Source organism: Psychrobacter sp. NPDC064578, assembly GCF_044901245.1.
GTDB classification, from domain to species: domain Bacteria; phylum Pseudomonadota; class Gammaproteobacteria; order Pseudomonadales; family Moraxellaceae; genus Psychrobacter; species Psychrobacter cibarius_C.
On record NZ_JBJDPI010000013.1, the window covers coordinates 41,382 to 63,341 of the forward strand.

A 21,960-nucleotide genomic window follows, 5' to 3' on the forward strand; every position below is an offset into this window, starting at 1 on the left:
ATTTACTTAACCATGAATTTAACAGTCCACTTAATTATTCAACCAATTATTCGGTCGTTAATTTTAAAGACTCTCCTACAAAAAACACCGTCGATTCCTGATAAAATAATAGGGTCTGATGATAGGCTCTGACATACCGCAACTGATTTGCTATCTTGCCCTCCTCTTTTTCATCATTACGACCTATGCCGCCGTTATTCTTAAACTCACGAATTATTTTTCAGCTAATTTGCACTATTAGCGCCTTCTTTATTTGTATTGGATCATATGAAACATAACCTTGAGGTGAGCGCAAATGCTCGCCGAACTCAGTATTTCCAAGTATTCTTAATGGGCGTCAGCGCCTTTATTATGAATACTACCGAATTTGTCCCCGTTGCCCTATTAAGTGACATCGCCCAAGATTTTTCCATCACTACGGCTGAGACCGGCTGGATGTTGACGCTGTATGCGTGGATTGTCGCGGCCATGTCATTGCCATTGATGCTACTCACCAGCCGCTTTGAGCGTAAAAGCTTACTGTTGGGCTTGTTTGTGGTATTTATTGCCAGTCATGTATTGTCCGTATTCGCATGGAGCTTTGATGTATTGCTGATTAGCCGCGTGGGTATTGCGCTATCACACGCGATATTTTGGTCCATCACCGCAGCGATTGCGATTCGCGTAGCACCAGAAGGCAAAAAAGCACTGGCGCTTAGCGTACTTGCGACCGGTACTTCATTGGCGATGGTGCTTGGCGTGCCACTAGGGCGCTTAGTCGGTCAATGGTTTGGTTGGCGGGCAACCTTTGGCGGTATTGGCGTGATTGCTTTTATCGTCTTTATCTTGCAAGCCAGGCTATTGCCAACGCTACCCAGTATGTTTGAAGGCTCGTTTAGAAAGATTCCAGAATTGCTCAAAAACCCCTTATTGGTCTGTTTGTATCTACTCATTTTACTGGTCTTTACCGCGCACTATACCGCTTATTCTTATATCGAACCCTTTATGCGGCAGGTTGGCGCTATTAGTGAAAACGCCGCGACGGTTGTCTTGCTATTATTTGGGGTGGCAGGGATTGCCGGCAGTGTGATATTCAGTCGTTGGGGTGATCGTTTTAATACCAGATTGATGCTGATATCGATCATATTAATGCTGATATCTATGCTGGTGCTCTTATTTGCCGTGACTTCTATCTGGGCGCTGAGTTTCATTGCGTTACTGTGGGGCGCGGCGCTAATGCTGCTGATTATCTCCATGCAAGCCAAAGTCATCATGGTTGATGTCACAGCGCAAGATATGCTGATGTCGATGTTCTCAGGGATTATTAATTTAGGAATTGGCGCCGGTGCGCTGTTTGGTGGTTATGCAGTGACCCATATTTCCATATCAAGTGTGGGCTATGTCGGCGCCGCTATCGCCAGTGTGTCGCTGCTCTTGATGTTATTTATGATAAAGCGCTTTCCTGAATTAAGCAGAAGACTTGGTTAGCTAAAAACTTGATAATAAATAAGCATAAAAAATGCCAGCCACTTAAATGGGCTGGCATTTTGCTTTCTCATTCATTTAAAAATAAGAAATAAGCCACCCATTTAAAAATTCACTTTACCGCGCAAGGCTTTGGTTTTACCGCGCTGGGTCTTTTGATCCACGCGTTTACGCTTGGCATTTCTGCTAGGTTTAGTCGGCTTTCTGGTTTGATTGACATGAGTGGCTTTTATAATAAAGCTTTGCAGCCGCTCCAAGGCATCTATCTTATTGCGCTCTTGCGTACGAAACTGCTGCGCTTTAAGCACAAACACGCCTTCTTTGGTGATTCGGCTGTCTTTACTGTCTAATAAACGCTGCTTATGCACATCACTCAGGCTTGAGGCATGGATATCAAAACGCAAATGAATCGCAGACGAGACTTTATTGACGTTTTGCCCGCCTGCCCCTTGCGCGCGTATGGCGCTAATATCTACTTCACTGTCATTCAGGCTAATGGTATTACTAATAAAAATCATAGAGCTCTTTTTAAATCATAAATAAGTATGATGAATAATAAACCATTATTTGCTTCCCTGCTACTTCGTCAATAACTAATCTAATAGCTGGCGACAGCGCGCAATCACTGGCGCATCTACCATTTGACCATCTATCTCAAACACTGCCTGTCCACTGCGCTCATACTCTTCGACCACACGCTGAGCAAACGACAATGCTGCGTCTGTCGGGCGTAATGCCTGCTGGACGACAGCTACTTGTTTGGGATGAATACATAGCATTCCTGACATACCCATCTGTGACCATAATTGCACTCGTGCGTTTAGCCCTATCTCATCATTAAAGTCAGGATAAACAGTATCAATCGGTGGCGACAGTTGGTGCACTTTTGACGTCAGGATTAATTGATAACGAATTTGGTTGGCGACGATATCAGCAGCAGGCGTACCTACTTGCACGTGCAAATCATTACACAGATCTAAAAAACCATAACTAAACGCGGCCAATCCGACTGCTTTTGCCATATTATCGACTTGATATAATCCAACAGCACTCTCAATCAGTGCAATCACAGGTAAATTGATAAGCTGATGTACACTCTCTATGTCGGCGACTTGCTCAGCTTTAGCTAGTAACACGCCAGCTAAATTTGGCATTTTTTGACAGAGCACTATATCTTTGAAAAATTCTTCGCTACCTGCCTTATTGATACGCACCCAAATCGGCTGATAACCTGTACTGTTGTGATATTGTTGCAATGCTTTGCGGGCGTCTGCTTTATCTTCTGACGCAACGGCATCTTCTAAGTCAACAATAACCGCATCTGCACCACTGGCAAAAGCTTTGGCTATTCTATAGATGCGAGTCGCTGGCACGAATAGCCATGTTTTATTTTGAGAGATTATATTTATTTTATGATTGGTCACTGAATCCATGCTTGATTCCTATATTATTCAAGTAGCTGTTAGTACCTTTATTATGCCATTACACAGCCTATTTTTACTTTAAATTAATAATCTATCGATGCAATGACACTAAGCGTATTTAGACACTCGCTCAAATATAAAATCAAAAAAAACTGCATGGAAATAAATCTCATGCAGTTCTTAATAGTAAATTGTTTTTTAACTTGTATTCTAAGTCTTCTGACCGGCTAACTAAGCCAACATACCACCATCGACAACGATAGTCGCGCCTGTGGTATAGCTCGAAGCGTCCGATACTAGATACAACACTGTGCCAGCCATCTCGTCAGGATTCGCAACACGTCCTAGTGGAATAGCATGTAGTGCCATTTTTAAGACTTTGTCATTGGTCGTCAAGGCTGAGGCAAACTTGGTATCAGTCAAGCCTGGCAATAGCGCATTGACACGAATATTCAATGGGCCACACTCTTTAGCGAAGGCTTTGGTCATACTAATAACCGCAGCTTTGGTGATTGAATAAATACCTTGCTTATCGCCCGCTACTAAACCGTTGACCGATGCAGTATTCAAGATGACGCCGCCACCTTGTTCTTTCATCATTTTGCCAGCTGCCGTCGACATAAAGAAGTAACCGCGAATGTTTACTTCCACGGTTTTATCAAAGGCGGCTAAATCCGTATCTAAAATATGACCATAGTAAGGGTTGGCTGCGGCATTATTCACTAAGATATCAATTTGGCCAAACTCGCTTTTAATATGCTCAAAAATCGCATCAATCTGTGCCATCTCGCCCACGTGACAAGCAAAAGCACTGGCTTTGTGACCATCTGCGATGATGCTATCCGCGACTGCTTGGCAGGCATCAATCTTACGGCTAGAGACGATAACGTGCGCGCCTCTTGATGCCAATAAACGAGCAATAGATTCGCCAATACCGCGGCTAGCACCAGTGACTAAAGCAATCTTGCCGGTTAAATCGAATAAATCTTTCATCGTTATCCCTTATATTTTGAATTAGCTATTCAGTTTTCAATTTTTTATCGTAACCACTTAATAAATTATAGTCGAAAAACTGCAAATCCATTACAAGGCAGCTGAGCGTAGATAGTACGCATAGTACATCGAGCGAGGCTAACACCGTAATGATTTAGCAGTTATTTGACTATTAAGCCAACATACCACCATCTAAGGTAAAGGCATGACCGTTCATAAAACTGCTTTCATCACTAGCCAGCCAAGCAATCGCGCCTGACACTTCATCAACTTCACCCAAACGCCGCATTGGGCTGGCTTTAATGGTTGCTTGCTGCGTACGCTCGTCCATTTTTGCCATCGTATTGCGTACCATAGGGGTATCGATAAAACTTGGACATACCGCGTTAAAACGAATATTGGCGCGCGCGTACTCATGAGCAGCAGACTTGGTCAGACCCATCACGCCATGTTTAGCCGCGCTATAGGCTGAGATCATCGGCGCTGAACGTAGACCTGCGATAGATGCCACGTTGATCACATGACCACCACCATTAGGCAGCATACAATTGATGGCGGCACGCATACAGTGCCATACACCTTTTAAATTTACTGCAATATTACGATCAAAATCATCATCGCTTAGCTCATGCATTGGCGAAGGCTTATGGTCGATACCAGCATTGTTTACCACCACATCCAGACCACCAAGCGTTTCTACTGCAAAGTCGAACAACGCACGTACTTCGTCACCACTGGTCACGTCTACTTTTTTGAAGACGACACTGTTACCAGCATCTTGAGCTTGCTTGGCGACCGCAGCGCCCATCTCTTCTGCCATATCACCGATCACGACTTTGGCGCCGCGACTGGCTAGCAATAACGCACTTGCTGCGCCGATGCCTGATGCACCGCCCGTGATTAAAATTCGTTTGCCCGTTACGTCTGATGCAATTCCATTTGTATTCAGTGTCATGATCTATCCCTCTACCTTAAGTACCAGTTTGCCGAAGTTTTCACCTTTAAAGAGCATCATCAAAGTATCTGGGAACGTCTCGATACCCTCAACGATATGATCTTTTACTTTCATATCACCTGATTGAATCCAGCCTGCGATCTCTTTCATGGCGATTGGATATTCTTTGATGTTATCGAACACCACGATGCCTTCCATACGAGCACGATTGACCAATAGTGATAAATAGTTCGATGGGCCTTTGACTGCTGTGGTGTTGTTATATTGACTGATCGCACCGCAAATAACGATACGAGCCCGCAGATTAATCTGAGTCAGCACGTCATTTAAAATATCGCCGCCCACGTTGTCAAAGAATACATCGACCCCGTTTGGACAAGCTTGCTTTAAGCCTTTTTTGACATCTTCGTTTTTATAATCTACAGCGGCATCAAAGCCCAGCTCATCGACTAAGAATTTGCATTTTTCAGGACCGCCTGCAATACCAACGACGCGGCAGCCTTTAATTTTGGCAATCTGACCGACTAAGCTACCAACTGCACCAGCGGCACCTGACACAACCACAGTCTCGCCTGCTTTTGGCTCACCTGTTTTTAGGAGACCGAAATACCCTGTCATACCAGGCATACCCAAGACGCCCAAGTAATAAGACAGCGGTGCTAGATTTGGATCGACTTTATGCAGACCTGTACCATCACTGACCGCATAGGACTGTACGCCATTGTGACCTGCGACATAGTCACCAACCGCAAACTTTTCATGCTTACTTTCAATCACTTCACCGACCGTACCGCCACGCATCACATCACCAATCTGTACCGGTTCGATATAAGATTTGGCGTCGTTTAGCCAGCCGCGCATGGCAGGATCGATAGAGATATAATCAATTCTAATCAGTAACTGACCGTCGGTGATAGTCGGTAATTCTGTCTCAGTATAATCCCAAGTATCAGCACTTGGTTCGCCAATAGGTCTTGCCTTTAGGCGCCATTGTTTGTTTATCGTTGTCATGTCTCTTTCCTTAGAGTTGTTTTTAGAACCAGTCCGCTTGCATATCCGTGCAAACCGAGTTGGTATTGGTTAATAATTCGATATCACGTTTGATTAATGGCAGTTCCCAATCAATGAAGTATTTGGCCGCTTGTATCTTGCCTTTGTAGAAATTCTGCTGCTCAATATCTTGGGTAGTACTCAGTAGCTGCTCGGCTTTACTGGCTTGGCGAATCCAAATCCAGCTCAGTACAATTGAGGCAAAAATATTCATCAGTGCCTGCGCATTACCTGTGAGCGTTAACGCCTCTTCTGTCTGCAGCACTTTGCTTAAATGAACCAATACTTCATGTAGCTGACCCATATAAGGCACCAGTTTACCCGCCAATTGAGCGCTCTCAGGTGTAGTGATGCTTTCCAAATCTTGTGTGATTTCACGTTTTAGGATTTGAATACCCAGACCACCTTTTTGCCATAATTTACGGAATGACAAATCTAGCGCCTGCACACCATTTGTGCCTTCATGAATAGGATTTAGACGATTGTCACGCCAAAACTGCTCGGCTTGATACTCACGCGTATAGCCTGCCCCGCCCAATACTTGAATACCCAAATCATTGGCTTTTGGCCCATACTCAGACGGCCATGCTTTTAATACTGGGGTCAGCAAATCTAACAGCTCTGTTAGCTCGTTCTTTAGCGTTTCGTCATCGCAAGTATTGATACGGTCAATTAGGTTTGAACCGTATAGGCACAATGAAATGCCACCTTCAGAATAGGCCTTTTGCGCCAGTAGCATGCGCTTTACGTCACCATGATTGATGATGGCAGTTGCCGCATCTTCAGGCTTGTTGTTCGGGGCGATTCTGCCTTGCGTTCTATCTTTGGCATAATCAAGTGAGTACTGATAACCACGATATCCCACCATCGATGCGCCAAAACCAACAGCGATGCGTGCCTCGTTCATCATTTTGAACATATAGCGCAGGCCGAAATGCTCTTCACCGATCAGATAACCATAACACTCGCCATCATCACCGAAGCTCAATGCCGTCGACGTCGTGCCTCTATAGCCCAGTTTATGAATGAGTCCTGTTAAATGTACGTCGTTGCGCTCGCCGACCGATGCATCATCGTTTAAACGATACTTGGGGACAGCAAATAAAGAGATACCCTTCACGCCACCTGGACCACCTGGCACTTTGGCCAACACTAAATGGACGATATTATCAGACAGTTCGTGATCGCCGCCTGAGATATAAATTTTGCTGCCTTTGACACGGTATGAGCCATCGTCTTGTTTTACCGCAGTGGTTTTGATATCTGCAAGTGAAGAACCTGCATGTGGCTCTGTTAATGCCATGGTTCCGGTGAACTCACCTGTCAGCATGCGCGGCATAAAGGCAGTTTTAATTTCATCACTAGCAAAATGCGAGATGACATTAATTGCAGCAGTGGTCAAAAACGGATAAGCAGTGGTTGATGGGTTGGCGGCCATAAAATAACCTGTCACGGCTGTCATCACTGTTTCAGGCAGCTGCATACCGCCGTCTTCAAAACTATAGCGACCTGCGATGAACCCTGACTCGCGGAATGCATCAAAAGCGACTTTTACATCACTTATCATGCTGACTTTTTTGCCATCAAACTGTGGCTCGTTCTTGTCTGCTACATGGTTATGCGGCAAAAACAGCTGAGTCGCAATTTTATTGGCCGTATCCAGTACGGCATCAAATGTTTCGCGGCTATGCTCTGCAAACTTAGCATGCTTGGTTAAATTTTCAGTGCCCAATACATCATACAATTGGAACGGTAACTCAAAGTCATTGATTAGCGTATCTGCTGCCATAATATTCTCGTTAACTGATTAAATTTGGTTATCAATCGATATTAATCTAATTTAGCGCCTTACCGTATTGTCATTTATGACATAATTATGGTCAAATACGACAAAAATAACGTTTATATTTCGAGAATTCAGATAAAAAATTGATATTTTTGGTTAGAAAATTAAATTTTGGTCAGCACCGCGAAAGGAAAATCGATATCTATGCCTTATTTCAAACCTTTTAAAGTCATCATCATTGGATTCGATGGTGTGCTCGGCAGTGCATTGACAGGTGCGTTAGATTTATTCTCATTCACAGGTGTCAGTTGGCAACGATTTTTAGATGAGCCAGTAGAGCCGCGGTTCAATGTGCAAATAGCAAGCGTTGGTGGCGTAGATATCAGATGTAGCAACCGCTTAATCATGCAAGCGCATTGCGATATTCAGGACGTGGCCGAGTGCGACTTGCTATTGATTCCCACGATTGGTGATTCAATCGATAAGGTACTGAGCCGAAATGCAGATTTGATACCCCATCTAACACGATTGGCAGACACCAAATCAGACATAGCCAGCAATTGTAGCGGTGCTTTCTTTTTGGCAAAGGCAGGACTACTGGATAATAGAATCGCCACTACGCACTGGGGTTACGCCAGTAAATTCAAAGCAGACTTTCCACTCGTTGATTTACAGGAAAACCAGTTTGTCACTCATTCAAAGAGCAAGTCAGATAGCCAGTCGGGTAATATATTTTGTGCGGCGGGTGGTAGTGCATTTTTTGACTTAGGACTGTTATTGATAGAGCGCTATTGTGGACATGAAATTTCTACACAAGTAGCCAAAACCCAAATTATCGATAGCAAAAGAGGCAGTCAGAACAGCTATACTAATGTGACCTTGCATAAGCCGCATTCAGACCAACTGATCAAGCAGGTACAAGAGTTTATTGAGGAAAATTTTTATCAGATTATTCAGGTGAGCGGATTGGCTGCCATGGTCAATATCACCCCGCGGACGCTGAACAGACGCTTTCAGTCTGCTGTTGCCATGCGTCCGATTGAGTATATTCAAGCCGTCAGAATTGAACAGGCAAAACGCCTGCTAGAATTAGGCGATGTGACCATAAAATCGCTTGCCGAGCAAGTTGGCTATGATGATATCTCTTCGTTCACACGCCTATTCAAACGTGCGACAGCGCTAACCCCCAAAGAATATCAGGATAAGTTTTCGCGGTTAGCAATTTAGTCATGGCAGTGAATAGCAGTTAGAGATTAGTACTTAAGCATTTTGCCACAAACCTTCTACTTGGATAGCATTAACCTTAATAGTTGGGTAATCGGTAAATGCTAACTGATAGCCGCCATTTGTATTAGGTATAAGCTGGCAAGTTGCTCCTAGCGGAAAGCTGTATTTTTTGCCGATATGACCAAAAGGCATACCACTATATATCGGCAATCCCGTTAGTTCATGTAGTTGGCGAATGACTGTGGCGACATCATAACGTTGATCATAACTGTCCTCGCCCGTACCAGACAATGCCCCAAACACAATCGCTTGCTGATTTTTAAAGACGCCTGCGAGATATAAGTCATATAACATGCGCTCAATACGATACGCCTGCTCGCCGACATCTTCTAAAAACACAATGCCGCCATCGATATGCGGTAAATACTCACTACCTGCCAGCGCCGATACGACACTTAGGTTGCCACCCCAAATCGTACCAGTTAACGGTTTCGGCTCACCTTTTGTCAGTATGGCAGGTAGCTGCTGACTGGTTAATGAAGCATCTTGTATGCTGATAGTTAGATTAGGGTTGGTTAACACTTCAACAAACTGCTGACAGCTAACTTTATCAGGTGCAGTTTTACCAAACTCACTATAGAGCATTGGCGCGGCAAGCGAGCTCATTGACCCTTTTGCCAATAGCGCACATTGGATAGCTGTCACATCGCTAAAGCCTGCGAGGATCGTGCCGCGCTCCTTCATAATCCGTCCTAGCGTCGACCAGTCAACCATCGGTAACAAACGCATGGCGCCATAGCCACCACGCACACCAAGCAGTAACTTGGGCGCTACGATAGCACCCGTCGCGATGTTTTGCAGGTCACTTGCGCGCTGCGAATCCGTACCAGCAAAACGCAGATACTGCCGATTGGTAATTGTAGGATTATTGACTTTAAAACCTGCACAGGCCACACGATCTAATGCCAATTGGGTGCGGTCACCACTACCACCAACGTTGGAGCTGGCAAACAGTCTGGTCTCAATCGTTGGCGTAATACAGCGTGTTTGCGTGAGTGACGGCTGTGAGGATGAACGCTCACCCAATAACGCGGTCGGCAAATCATCCTTGGTGAGCTGCGGACTATTATTAGGGTCGATAGGGCTGGCGGCAAATACCTGAGAAACACCTTGCGTCGCCAATGCAGCAGTACCCGCACTGATACCCACTCGACGCAAAAACTGCCGACGGTTTAGCCCAGATGTTGTTTCAATCGCTGTATGCTCATTTTTGTTTCTATCATCTGTTAATAACTGACTCTTAAAAACCATCTCTCTCTGCCACCTTATCATTTTTATTTTAATATACTTTTGCATCATCTTTATTTTTGCAGTCTACTTGCTTAAACCACACAGCAGCATATTGTAGACGTTTTTTTGGCTATGATAGTTGCCCAACCCTTGCCTATATTTAATTTTTCGCTATGGTACATAGCAAAAACCTAGCCGTATTGGCACATCCCACGACTTTGTTGTAGTATGAGAATACCGATTTCGGTTAAATAAGGATAATAATAATGGCTGAGAAAACGACTGATAAACAGAAAAAAGATGACATATTGGACACCGATTTAGAGTACCTCATCAACGAAGAAGAAAAACTGCAAGAAAAGCTAAAAGATAGCAGCCATCTTGAGCGTTTTGCCAAAGATTTGATGCTATTCATGAGCTTGATTAAAGATTATTATCAAGGAAACTATCGCGATATTCCCTACAAGACCATTTCAGCGGGCGTGGTTGGACTGCTTTATACTCTCAACCCGATTGATATCATTCCCGACTTCATTCCCTTTATCGGTCATATTGACGATGCACTAGTACTAACCTTTTGCTTGAAGTTGGTCGAAAAGGATTTACAAAAATATCAAACTTGGAAGAAAAGACAAGCATCTGCTAAAACTGCTACTAACTTGAAGAAAAACACGTAATCTTGTGCAAGCTATCATACTGAAATGATCATTCTAAAAAGCCACGACTGATAATCAATGTATCAGCCGTGGCTTTTTTATTCACTAATAGCAACTATCTACGTGCGTTAATCTGGAACATCATAACGCGCTTTTTCTGGATTGAGACCGAACGAATAAACAAAGGTTGCAACGATGCTATTGATGATAATAAAAGGCAAATCGATAGCAGCATGTCCGAGTAAATAACGCCCAATCAGCCACGAGACAATCAGCATGATAATAAAGAAACCACCCAAGTAAGCTAAGATGGCGGGATGCTTAAGATTATAAGGCTGCTCCGGTTCAGGCTTCTTATCCAGTACATAGGTTCTGACGGCCCAGCCTGCTGCATAAGAAAATCCGCCCAATACCACATAACTAAAAAAATTCATATTGCTTAACTCTAATGGCATGTCTGTTTATGGCAAAATACTGTCTAGAAAAATACTATCGGTCATAAATGATATTTATGACCCATGCTTATTTAGATGCTCTCATTAACATTATCAATCACAATATTGGCATGTGGATTGGCTAAAATATCGGTATTAACATCATCACACTCAACACGATAGATGGTATTGGCACCGCGATAAATATAAGATAAATATTCACTGTCTAATAATGGATCGATATTGGCATAGACAGGCTTAACATGCGCCAGTACCAATACTCTATCCGGACGACCGATAACTGCATCAACATTGTCAGGGTCAATAGAGAAAAACTGCGGTATCTCGCTATTTTCAATCACTTCTAGCGGCTCAGGGTCATCCCAAACACGCTTTGCACTTGCTGGCTCTTTCATTTGCATGACCCATGCACCATCTTTTTGACTGACTTTTATTTGGGCAGGCTCATCATGGCTGACAGTATAGCAACCTTCAAATATTGATAAATCTGCTGCCGTCTCAACCTTGTTGGTATCGGCTTGAGTATTGCTATCATTACAAGCACTCAAAAACAGCGCACTACTCGCCGTTATAGCAACCATAAAAGAAGTCAATTTTTTATAAAAAACGTTTGAGCGTAAGGACATAATAGGGTTATCCTGCATTCGAGCGTATTGAATACTCACAAGTTGATTATTCACAAATAGGCACTGATGATTGAGTAAGCGAACAAAGATTTTCGCTATATAAATAGACGCTTTATCACAATCTAGCTTATTTTAACAGAAAATGGCAGGGTTACTATTATGATCTGTGCTTTTGCGACTTTGTGCATTACGATTGCCCACATCAACGATAGATTTGTTATACTCATTCTCAAAATATAAAGGGAGAGCCAGTGTAAAAAACAATGCTAGCAAAATCTCTCTAACTCTCCTTAAGTTTATCAATTTTCAGGTCAATAATTTTTTATGTCAGACAATCGCACCTCAGCGCAGCAACTCACCACCAATAACGCGATGAATCCGTTGGCCGCCAAATCAGAAACCACCGTGGCCTATACAGATGGTGCCTGTAAAGGCAATCCGGGCGCTGGTGGCTGGGGCGCACATCTCATTTTTAGCGATGGCCGTACACAAGATTTGTACGGCGGTGATAAAGAGACGACCAATAATCGCATGGAATTGATGGGTGCGATACAAGCACTTACTCATAGTCCGCATGAGCAAAAACTTGAAATTTGGACAGACTCAAGCTATGTCAAAAAAGGCATTGCCGAATGGATAGAGGGTTGGAAAAAAAGAGGCTGGAAAACGGCAAGTAAGAAACCCGTCGCCAATCAAGACCTTTGGCAGCAATTAGATAAGCTATGCCAGCAGCGCGATGTTGACTGGCATTGGGTAAAAGGTCACGCAGGACATGCAGGCAATGAAAAAGCGGACGAGCTGGCAAACTTGGGCGTGACGTCCAGCAGTGAAGAATTATCGACCATAGAATCGCAAGACACGGCTAAAAAAAAAGGGCAAATAATGCCTAATACAGCTCAAAATGCTTCTCACGATGATTGGCTAAGTTTCGACCCACTGGGTCTGGATGTGACAGATGATGAGCTTGACGAAGATGTCATAGACACTGATAACGATACAAACCCTGCCGATGATATGATGAGTAAAGATGCTGTAATAGAAGCCGATCGCTATCAGCATAATGCTAGCAAACCAATGAGTAAAATAGAGATGCCGGAAACCCAAACGTCTATGACTGATGCAACGATAAATGATCATGTGCCTGCTACCGTTACTGGCATAGAAGAAGCTAATACACCAAAATTTGACGGCGACACCAGCCGTGCCAATCCGTATTTCATACCGCTGCTCCCCAAACCTATCCATCGTCATGAGTCTGATCGCCAGCTCATTATGGATACTGAAACCACAGGTCTTGATCCGTTAAAAGGCGACCGTATTATCGAAGTCGGTATCGTGGAGATGATCGGGCGTAAATTTACGGGTGAAAAGCTCCACGTTTATATCAATCCACAGCGCGGCATGGATGATGAAGTCATTCGTATCCATGGTATTTCTGAGGCATTTTTGACCGACAAGCCTACCTTTGATCAAGTTGCTCAGTCGCTCTATGATTTTATGGACGGCGCAGAAATTATCGCTCATAACGCCACCTTTGATATGAACTTCTTAAACATGGAGTTTGCCAAAGTTGGTATGAACGACTTTGCCGAGCGCGTACAAGTGACTGACTCGCTGGTCATGGCAAAGCAGCAATATCCTGGGCAAAAAAACACCCTAGATGCTTTAGTGCGTCGCCTAAATGTGGGAAAGCAAGATCGTACTTTTCATGGCGCCTTACTTGATTCAGAGATTTTAGCAGAAGTTTATCTAGCGATGACAGGTGGGCAGGTTACACTCGCCATCGAAGAAGACACGCAAACAGATGGCGGGCAGACAGCCCACGCCAGTTTTGCCAATTTAGCGTCTTTATTGCTAGAGTCATCTATGGATGAAAATAGCAATAAAGAGTGGTATGCCGCGCTCGCAGAAGCGTATCCTGAGCTAAAAGCCAATATGTAGTCGCCGTATAAGCTGATGATATCAATCTTTGAGCAATAACATTTGTATAATATAGGCTTGATTATTGTTATATTAAGCGTTAAAACGTTACCAGCAAGTGCTTTTTCGATCATCATTTAAACCATCGCCATTCTCATCAGTACATTATGGAAAAACACCTATGAACCAGTCTGCGCAAATGAAGTTAACGGCCCCAACGCTTAGTGTTACTGATTTCAATCTACCATCGCTACATTTGTTGCATGATGAGATCATCGTAACCTTAAAAGATACTGAGATTCATCTGAGTGAATTTAATGATGATAATAGTCAAGCCCCTCTATTATTAGATTCTATCACTGTGCTAAAGCAGCTGTCTTGCATCTTTGAGCTGATATCTTTGGTTGGTGCAGAGGCTTTGAATACCGCTATTGTCAATGGTTTACAGCGCCTCTATGATAATGGTGATAATAACGATACCAGCTTAATTATGGACTTATCAGAAGCCATTATGACACTGGATCGCTATATCGAGTTTGTGCTTTTGACAGAGTCTGTAGAGCCAACATTGTTACTGCCTGTCATCAATAAACTCAACGCTCACGGGCAAGAAACCCCTATCACAGCAGACGATTTTGCAGCTTTTGGTAGCAGTAGTGTCATCATTGCCAACCCTGAACAGAACTTCCAACCACTTGACGAGCTTAACCTAGACACTGAACTACTAACTTATGCTTATCGTAGTGGTCTTGGAGTCGCTCTGCTCAATCAAGATGGCAACGTTAGCCCAGACGATCAGCAGAAACTTGACGCCATGAGTGCAGCGTGTGCTTTGATAGCATCAAACACCAGCAGTCTATTTTGGCAAGCGGCCACCGCAGCTGTCACTGACATTGCCACGATATTACCGCTAAATCTGAGTCAAAAACATACACTGATTTATTTAGAGCAGCAATTCCAAAGCTATTTGCCTGTGATGGACAAACGTTTTGCTGATTTGGTCAGTTTTGCTTGCCAGCGTGACAGTGATGCGGCGCAACGACTGCGTGAGCAATACGCCAGCAACCACTTAGAGAGCGCTCAACTTGAGCAAATGAAGCGTTTCTTATTCGGTCCTAATCGCGCCCTGACCGATACGCTGAACACTATCATTCAGACCCAAATTAATACCATCAAAGAAAATGTGGATAGCTACGCACGCGGTGATTCATTGAACCCTGTCGATATGCAAACCGCACAGATTATCGAAGAGCTAACAGAATTGAGCTCAGCGTTACGCTTGCTTGGTTTATCAAATGCAGCCAATAGTCTCAGCGTAGCAGCAGAAGCTGTTAGTCATTGGCAAACGCCCTCGCCTGATGATTTCGATCACTTGCTGTTGGCATTAATGCATGCGGAAAACGCCACCATTGCAATGGCAGAAATGCACACACCAGGGGCCATCTATTTGCCACTGAATAACCCGCATATCTCTTTACATCAGCTCAATACGGCTAATGATACTTTGATACAAGAAAGTCGTTCCGCTATTGCCAGTGCAGAACAAGCCATTAACGATTATTTGGCTGAGCCAGAGCGCGATATGCTCAATATCCAGAACATACCTGAGATGATGCGCCAAGTGGCAGGGGCTGTGCGCTTCTTACAGCTACCAACACCTGCCAGCATGCTCAGTCAATTGGCCAATTATCTTCAGCAACGTATCGAAGGTGGACAACGTATTGAAGACAGTACGCTCGCTTGTATCGCTGATGTCATTATGGCCGTCGATCATCATCTAGATGGTTTTGAGCATAATCGTCCGGTCAGCAAACAAGCATTAGATGTGGGACAGCAGAGCTTGAGTCATCTACTGGCAGCCTAATTTCTATCATGCTTAAGCACTAAAATGATATTTAAATGGCGGATTTTCTGCCATAGCCCTTCATTTATATATAGTCGATCCCATATAATCTGGATACAAGCAAGATGCGCTTAGCACTACAAATAGTAGTGCTAAGCGAGCCTGACACCGTATCCGAATGATATAGGATTGACTTTAATTCAATTAAAAAAAAGTCTGTATCAACACTGATGCGTACTGACCGTAACCGGTTTGGAATTTTACCTATGACCAGCGCTTTTGTATTTAGTGATGATACTGTTTTATGCCACCAGCGACCTAATGGATGGTGGCCGGTGCAGCTTGAACTACCCCCATCCGCTACACATTCAGACGAGGAGACCCAGCTTGCTTATCAAGTTGGTCATGTCACGCTACTCGAAAGCCTAGCACCGCGTCACTGGTCGCCTGATGTCAATCCTACTAGCGCGAGTGTAGATACTCTGAAGTATGCCGATATTCTAGAAAGTTCCGACAGTTCGATTGATACTCCCCACACCTTTACTGCGCAAGCGGCTAGCGCCATTACTTATGACTATGCAATTGCACATCACATTGTATTGCCCATCATCGCTGAGGGCAGTGGCAATGCGTTTGTTCCTTACCGCCAGCTGATTACTCAGTTGCCCGTGGCTTTGTCCGATCAGCTTAGCCAAGCGATACAGTTATTGCGCTGGCAAACAGATACACAGTTTTGTAGTCGCTGTGCTGCCCCAACCATTCATGCCAAACGAGATGAGCGTGCGATGGTCTGTCCAGTGTGCCGATTGCGCCAATACCCACGTGTACAACCCTGTGTCATCACGGCTATTACTCGCCCGAATCCGCAAACTGGTGAAATGCAGATTTTGCTAGCCCATCATCATCGTTATGGACAGCAAAAAACAGCGCCTCATTTATTACAGTCGCCACAACCGTTACTATACGGTTTGATTGCAGGCTTTGTAGAAGTGGGTGAAAGCCTAGAACACGCGGTGGTGCGTGAAGTGGCAGAAGAGGTAAATATCAGTTTATCAGATATTCGTTACGTCAGCAGTCAGCCATGGCCATTTCCGTCTAATTTAATGCTAGGCTTTCGCGCTTCTTATGCAGCTGGCGAAATTGTTATCCAAGAAGATGAGCTGTCGCACGCCGATTTTTTTGATCTATCAAATTTGCCAAAAATACCCTCAAAAGGTAGCATTGCTTACGCGCTGATTGCACAAATTGCCAATGAGCAAGGTATTTTGCTTTAATCTATAATATCAATGCATCATTTATCAATATCGTTATTATCCTATTATTCTAATGTCAGCGCTCAGAGCACACTTAGCACTTAGCACTGATATTAAGGTTTTAAAGCATATGCAAAGCAGCACTAGTAAAAATAGCACCCATATCCGTCTCACCAATTTGCCAATCTTGTTCGACACTTTGGATATAGAGCGCTTACCTGCGGACATACAAGCGAAAATCTCATATATTGATGCTTGTTTACCGCAAACACAATGTGGACTTTGCGAGCATCCAGACGGCTGCTTGCCCTATGCCGCCGCTATCGTGCTAGACAATGAGCCATACAATAAATGTGTACCCGGTGGTCAACCCGTTACCAATGCCATCGCTCAAATCATTCATATAGACAGTCATGAAGCGATACTTAGCGCTGCGCCTTCTCAGTGGTCAATAGATGCGAACTCTGAACGTCCGACTGAGGTACGTGCGGTGATCCGTGAAGATGATTGTATCGGCTGCACCAAATGTATACCTGCCTGCCCAGTCGATGCTATTGTCGGTACTGGTAAGCACATGCATACTATCTTTACGGATTTATGCACCGGCTGCGAGCTTTGCATCGCTCCTTGTCCAGTCGACTGTATCGACTTGGTCACTGTTGAACGGGAGCTATCTAGCTCTGAACGTACCACAGAGCAAGAAGATTTAAGACAGCGCTATCATACTCATTTAAGACGCGTCACCGAGCAGCTGGCTGATAGTAGCAATAGTAGACCTGTGGTCAGCATGGTTGAAGCAAAACTGAACAATGCCGCTAGTCAATCGTTGAATATCAGCGAAGCACAGGCAAAAAACACCATTGCCGCAGCGAAGCTTCGTAGTAAAATTAAAAAGCTAGAAAAGCAGCTAAGTGTCCGTCCAAATAAGAGCAAACAAGTAGAGCTTGACGCGTTGCAAGTGGAGTTAAGTCAGCTTTAACAGCGTAATTATCATTTGTTAGACAGTCTACCCAACATCGCTAAAATGAATTTATCCCGATATCTTGTATCAGTTATTAACTATCAATAGCCAAAAAATAGTAAGAATACTATGAGTAAAACCGTCAAACATAAAACTGCCGATACCCCGCCATCGAGACGAATGCCCAATCGTGACGTGCGTCCATTTTTTGAAAAGCTGGCAGCGGCGATTGATGAGCCGGTTACGGAATTGAATTATAAGAGTAATTTTGAGCTGCTGATCGCGGTCATCTTGTCTGCGCAGGCGACGGATGTGAGCGTCAATATTGCCACCAAGCAATTATATCCCGTAGCAAATACACCTGAAGCAATATTGGCATTAGGTGAAGACGGTCTAAAATCTTATATCAAAAATATTGGCCTATACAATGCCAAAGCCAAAAACGTCATCAAAACTTGCCGAGACTTAATTGAGAAATTTAATAGCACCGTCCCTGATAACCGCAAAGACTTAGAATCTCTTGCTGGCGTTGGACGCAAAACCGCCAATGTGGTCTTAAATACCGCCTTTGGTCAGCCAACCATGGCGGTTGATACTCATATCTTTCGGGTAGGTAATCGTACAGGACTTGCCACGGGCAAGAATGTCTTGATCGTTGAAAATAAGTTGGTCGAGCGTATCCCAGATGACTTCATCGTGGATGCGCATCATTATCTTATCTTACACGGGCGCTATACCTGCCAAGCCCGTACACCCAAATGCGGGGCGTGTCCTGTTTATGACGAATGTATGTTTAAAGACAAAGCCAAGTTTTTGGAGCTATAATTTTTAGAACGATCGCTTTTAGAACGATCGCTTTTAGAACGATAACTGCTCTAGTTATAAAAGGTTTAATTGATCTACTTTATATGAATAAAACATGAATAGCGTGGTTAAAAAAGCAGTAGATGCCCACTTACCTTTGTAAATATTATTTAAAATTCAGGAAGCCAGATGCAGACATTGACCGCGCTATTATTCGATGATTTTGAGACTTTGGATCTATTTGGACCTATCGAGATGTTTGGCTGCTTACCTGAGCATTATCATCTACAATTTGCCTCATTAAACGGCGGCATTATTTGCAGTAAGCATGGCGTTGCGATGCAGACCATCGCTGTCAGCAAGTTAGCGCATCAGACTGATATTTTATTGATGGTTGGCGGCATGGGTACTCGCCAGCAAATCAATCACCGACCATTTTTGCAGACGTTAATAACCTTGGTTGACCATGCTGATTGGGTACTTAGCGTTTGTACGGGTAGTGCATTGTTGGCTAAGGCTGGCGTCTTAGATGACAAGCGCGCAACGTCTAATAAACTGTCATGGCAATGGGTAATAGCGCAATCTGACAAAGTCCATTGGGCCGAGCAAGCACGCTGGGTTGTTGATGGCAAATTTTATACGTCCTCAGGTGTCAGTGCAGGTATGGACATGGCGCTTGGTTTTATCGCCGATAGACATGACATCGATACGGCGCGCCAGATCGCTCACTATACTGAATATCGCTGGCAAGAAAATAGCAAGATTGATGACTTTTACCATGGTTAATCCATGCCTAGTCACTTCTTAGTATTATCCATCGCTAGAGTTTTATCTCGATACACGGTAAAATGTGCTAATTTTTTTATTCGTTTTCGCCTTTTATTTTTATATACATTTAATAATGACTGAGTTCGTAGAATACAGTCCCTGCAATTAAGCGATCCCATTATGCGTGAATACAACTTATTTACCTCAGAATCTGTGAGCGAAGGTCATCCTGATAAAATGGCTGACCAAATATCAGATGCCATCCTTGACGCCATCTTACGTGAAGATTTGCATGCACGCGTGGCATGCGAAACCTTAGTTAAGACAGGTGCTGTGATACTAGCGGGTGAAGTCACCACGACGGCAAATATCGATGTTGAGCGTATCGTGCGTGATACCGTAAACGGTATTGGTTACCACCACTCAGACTTAGGCTTTGATGGCGAAACATGCGCGGTCATCAATATGCTCGGCAAACAATCTCCTGAAATCGCTCAAGGTGTCGATCGTAGCGACCCTGAAGAGCAAGGCGCAGGTGACCAAGGTCTTATGTTTGGCTATGCCAGCAATGAAACTGATGTCTTGATGCCAGCCCCTATCGAATTTGCTCACCGCTTGATGGAACGCCAATCTGAGCTGCGCCGCGCAGGCGAGTTGCCTTGGTTACGTCCAGATGCCAAAGCACAAGTGACCTTAAGATATGATGGTAGCAAGCCTGTTGCCATTGATGCCGTAGTGCTATCAACGCAACACGATCCAAGTATCTCGCAAAAGGATCTGCAAGAAGCCATAATGGAATCTATCATTAAACAAGTATTGCCTGCTGAATTATTGCATGCTGGCACGCGCTATCATATCAACCCAACGGGTAAGTTTGTGATTGGCGGTCCTGTTGGTGATGCTGGATTGACAGGTCGTAAAATTATTGTTGATACTTATGGCGGTATGGCGCGTCATGGCGGCGGTGCATTCAGTGGTAAAGATCCATCAAAAGTAGATCGCAGTGCTGCGTACGCCGTGCGTTATGTGGCTAAGAACATCGTTGCGGCAGGACTTGCTGAGCGCTGTGAAATACAGGTTAGTTATGCCATTGGTGTCGCTGAACCAACCTCTATCTCTGTCAATACCTTTGGTACGAATAAAATCAGCAATGATGAAATCATCCGTCTGATTCGCACCCATTTTGACCTGCGCCCTTATGGCATTACCCGTATGCTAAACTTATTGCAGCCAATGTATCAGCAAACGGCGACTTTTGGTCATTTTGGTCGTCCTGGCTCTGAAACTGCATTTACGTGGGAAAAAACAGACAAAGCTGAGATCTTAAAAGCAGACGCTGGTTTGTAAAAATATAACTTTGCACCACCTACAAACCCTCTTTATAAATTTAAAATTACCGACACTTATTAGGAGTCGCTTATGTCTCAAGACAATATGCAAGACAGCAACATTCAAGACAGCAATGTTGACGCTAACATTGAGATTACCCCTGAAATGCAAGCATTTTACCAACGTGCTGATGCCATCATTGGTATCGCAAACAGTCAGTTGGGTTCTGAAGCGCATTCAGGACAAGTAGGCGCATCACTACTTTATGCAGCCGCACGTTATAGCGCATCTGTCGCTTCTATCGGCTTTGTCAAAGGCGATGACTTTGCCAAAGAAAAAGATGATATCGTTGAATTTTATGTCAAACAGTATCGCCAAATGCTGAGCGACAACCTGACTGATTATGCGCAGAACTTTGATAAATATGTTCAGCTTAATCAAGATGACAAAGCAGCCAAATAGCTCTATCGCCTTTAGCTGGCATTTATAAAACGGCTGGTATAGTCGGTCCAATTTAAAAGTAGTACAAGGCAACCGAGTGTAGATGTATATTTAATACTTCAAGCGAGGTTAACGCAGTAATATTTTTATAGTGGAATGACTATAGTGGTGCTCAAACCCAAGCTTAATCATAGGCTTGGGTTTTTTATTAATCATGATTTGGTAGATGACTGCTGATAAATAGGCTACTATCAATTAAAACCACCTTGTTCATCACATGGTTGTAACCAGCTATCGATAACAGGGACTTACCGAACACTATTTATAAGGACATATGATTATGAACCACTTATTCAAATCATGGCGATTATGCCTGTCATTATTAGGGTTATCAGTCACTATTGCCTTAGCTGGCTGTAATAACATCCAAAGCATCGATACGCCTGACACCGCCCCTATTCATAGCACTGGGCACAGCCAACAGAACAGCGACAACCCTTTCATCAAATGCCCACCTTACAACCCTGAGCAAACGATGTGTACCGCGCAATATGATCCTGTGTGTGTCAAAGTAAAAACCAGCTCAGGATTTAGTTATCGCACTGCGGGCAACTCATGTTCGGCATGTGGCACAACGGCAGCAGTAGGTTATGTTAAAGGACAGTGCTCATAACTTTGCTTCATAACTTTGTGTAAATACTTTATATCAAACTAA

General features: G+C 43.9%; 21 protein-coding genes. 12 read left to right on the plus strand and 9 right to left on the minus strand.

Going from position 1 to position 21,960, the window contains the following annotated elements; all coding sequences use genetic code 11:
* The first annotated feature begins 267 nt into the window (after positions 1–267).
* Entirely contained in the window at positions 268–1,467 is a 1,200-nt protein-coding gene (locus ACI2JM_RS13390; protein ID WP_201565330.1) for a sugar transporter, read from the plus strand.
* Between the two features lie 101 nt (positions 1,468–1,568).
* On the opposite strand, the gene arfB is transcribed toward ACI2JM_RS13390, so the two are convergent.
* The 6 genes from arfB to ACI2JM_RS13420 all read right to left on the minus strand — a co-directional run bounded on the left by arfB (position 1,569) and on the right by ACI2JM_RS13420 (position 7,675).
* Positions 1,569–1,982, minus strand: coding sequence for an alternative ribosome rescue aminoacyl-tRNA hydrolase ArfB (arfB, locus tag ACI2JM_RS13395; RefSeq protein ID WP_238034764.1), 414 nt, complete (start codon positions 1,980–1,982; stop codon positions 1,569–1,571).
* 75 nt (positions 1,983–2,057) lie between these two features.
* Positions 2,058–2,897 carry an HpcH/HpaI aldolase/citrate lyase family protein gene (locus ACI2JM_RS13400; protein WP_404644827.1) on the minus strand — a complete coding sequence of 280 codons (840 nt, stop codon included), beginning with the start codon at positions 2,895–2,897 and terminating at the stop codon, positions 2,058–2,060.
* Between the two features lie 222 nt (positions 2,898–3,119).
* On the minus strand, positions 3,120–3,881 hold the full coding sequence (locus ACI2JM_RS13405) for an SDR family oxidoreductase (RefSeq protein ID WP_025650849.1): 762 nt from the start codon (positions 3,879–3,881) through the stop codon (positions 3,120–3,122).
* Positions 3,882–4,053: 172 nt separating this feature from the next.
* Entirely contained in the window at positions 4,054–4,836 is a 783-nt protein-coding gene (locus tag ACI2JM_RS13410; RefSeq protein WP_404644829.1) for an SDR family NAD(P)-dependent oxidoreductase, read from the minus strand.
* Between the two features lie 3 nt (positions 4,837–4,839).
* Positions 4,840–5,847 carry an NADP-dependent oxidoreductase gene (locus tag ACI2JM_RS13415; protein WP_404644831.1) on the minus strand — a complete coding sequence of 336 codons (1,008 nt, stop codon included), beginning with the start codon at positions 5,845–5,847 and terminating at the stop codon, positions 4,840–4,842.
* 22 nt (positions 5,848–5,869) lie between these two features.
* Positions 5,870–7,675, minus strand: a complete 1,806-nt coding sequence (locus tag ACI2JM_RS13420) for an acyl-CoA dehydrogenase (RefSeq protein ID WP_404644833.1) — start codon at positions 7,673–7,675, stop codon at positions 5,870–5,872.
* 201 nt (positions 7,676–7,876) lie between these two features.
* On the opposite strand from ACI2JM_RS13420, the gene ACI2JM_RS13425 reads away from it, so the two are divergent.
* Entirely contained in the window at positions 7,877–8,899 is a 1,023-nt protein-coding gene (locus ACI2JM_RS13425) for a GlxA family transcriptional regulator (RefSeq protein WP_404644835.1), read from the plus strand.
* Between the two features lie 33 nt (positions 8,900–8,932).
* On the opposite strand, the gene ACI2JM_RS13430 is transcribed toward ACI2JM_RS13425, so the two are convergent.
* Entirely contained in the window at positions 8,933–10,210 is a 1,278-nt protein-coding gene (locus ACI2JM_RS13430) for an LD-carboxypeptidase (protein ID WP_404644837.1), read from the minus strand.
* Between the two features lie 245 nt (positions 10,211–10,455).
* Between ACI2JM_RS13430 and ACI2JM_RS13435 the strand changes: the two genes are divergently transcribed.
* Positions 10,456–10,866 carry a YkvA family protein gene (locus ACI2JM_RS13435; RefSeq protein WP_198331295.1) on the plus strand — a complete coding sequence of 137 codons (411 nt, stop codon included), beginning with the start codon at positions 10,456–10,458 and terminating at the stop codon, positions 10,864–10,866.
* A 107-nt stretch (positions 10,867–10,973) separates the two neighbouring features.
* Here the strand turns inward: ACI2JM_RS13435 and ACI2JM_RS13440 are convergent, their stop codons facing one another.
* Positions 10,974–11,279: a hypothetical protein gene (locus ACI2JM_RS13440; RefSeq protein WP_198331294.1), complete on the minus strand. Its 306-nt coding sequence runs from the start codon at positions 11,277–11,279 to the stop codon at positions 10,974–10,976.
* A gap of 92 nt (positions 11,280–11,371) precedes the next feature.
* Complete coding sequence (locus ACI2JM_RS13445) at positions 11,372–11,926, minus strand: hypothetical protein (protein ID WP_404644840.1); 555 nt, start codon at positions 11,924–11,926, stop codon at positions 11,372–11,374.
* A 324-nt stretch (positions 11,927–12,250) separates the two neighbouring features.
* Here ACI2JM_RS13445 and dnaQ point away from each other — a divergent pair, with 324 nt between their 5' ends.
* The 9 genes from dnaQ to ACI2JM_RS13490 all read left to right on the plus strand — a co-directional run bounded on the left by dnaQ (position 12,251) and on the right by ACI2JM_RS13490 (position 21,918).
* Positions 12,251–13,867 carry a DNA polymerase III subunit epsilon gene (dnaQ, locus tag ACI2JM_RS13450; RefSeq protein WP_404644842.1) on the plus strand — a complete coding sequence of 539 codons (1,617 nt, stop codon included), beginning with the start codon at positions 12,251–12,253 and terminating at the stop codon, positions 13,865–13,867.
* Between the two features lie 160 nt (positions 13,868–14,027).
* Positions 14,028–15,710: a hypothetical protein gene (locus ACI2JM_RS13455; RefSeq protein ID WP_404644844.1), complete on the plus strand. Its 1,683-nt coding sequence runs from the start codon at positions 14,028–14,030 to the stop codon at positions 15,708–15,710.
* A gap of 245 nt (positions 15,711–15,955) precedes the next feature.
* Positions 15,956–16,963 (plus strand): NAD(+) diphosphatase, encoded by a 1,008-nt coding sequence (gene nudC, locus ACI2JM_RS13460; RefSeq protein ID WP_404644846.1) that lies wholly within the window; start codon positions 15,956–15,958, stop codon positions 16,961–16,963.
* Between the two features lie 109 nt (positions 16,964–17,072).
* A complete protein-coding gene (locus ACI2JM_RS13465) occupies positions 17,073–17,921 on the plus strand; it encodes an RnfABCDGE type electron transport complex subunit B (protein WP_404644848.1) in 849 nt (282 codons plus the stop codon).
* A gap of 111 nt (positions 17,922–18,032) precedes the next feature.
* A complete protein-coding gene (nth, locus tag ACI2JM_RS13470; RefSeq protein ID WP_404644850.1) occupies positions 18,033–18,728 on the plus strand; it encodes an endonuclease III in 696 nt (231 codons plus the stop codon).
* A 168-nt stretch (positions 18,729–18,896) separates the two neighbouring features.
* A complete protein-coding gene (locus ACI2JM_RS13475) occupies positions 18,897–19,493 on the plus strand; it encodes a DJ-1/PfpI family protein (protein ID WP_404644852.1) in 597 nt (198 codons plus the stop codon).
* Positions 19,494–19,655: 162 nt separating this feature from the next.
* Complete coding sequence (metK, locus tag ACI2JM_RS13480; RefSeq protein WP_045451444.1) at positions 19,656–20,822, plus strand: methionine adenosyltransferase; 1,167 nt, start codon at positions 19,656–19,658, stop codon at positions 20,820–20,822.
* 72 nt (positions 20,823–20,894) lie between these two features.
* Positions 20,895–21,266: a DUF3144 domain-containing protein gene (locus ACI2JM_RS13485; protein ID WP_404644854.1), complete on the plus strand. Its 372-nt coding sequence runs from the start codon at positions 20,895–20,897 to the stop codon at positions 21,264–21,266.
* Positions 21,267–21,585: 319 nt separating this feature from the next.
* Positions 21,586–21,918: a hypothetical protein gene (locus ACI2JM_RS13490; RefSeq protein WP_060491391.1), complete on the plus strand. Its 333-nt coding sequence runs from the start codon at positions 21,586–21,588 to the stop codon at positions 21,916–21,918.
* Positions 21,919–21,960: the final 42 nt, after the last annotated feature.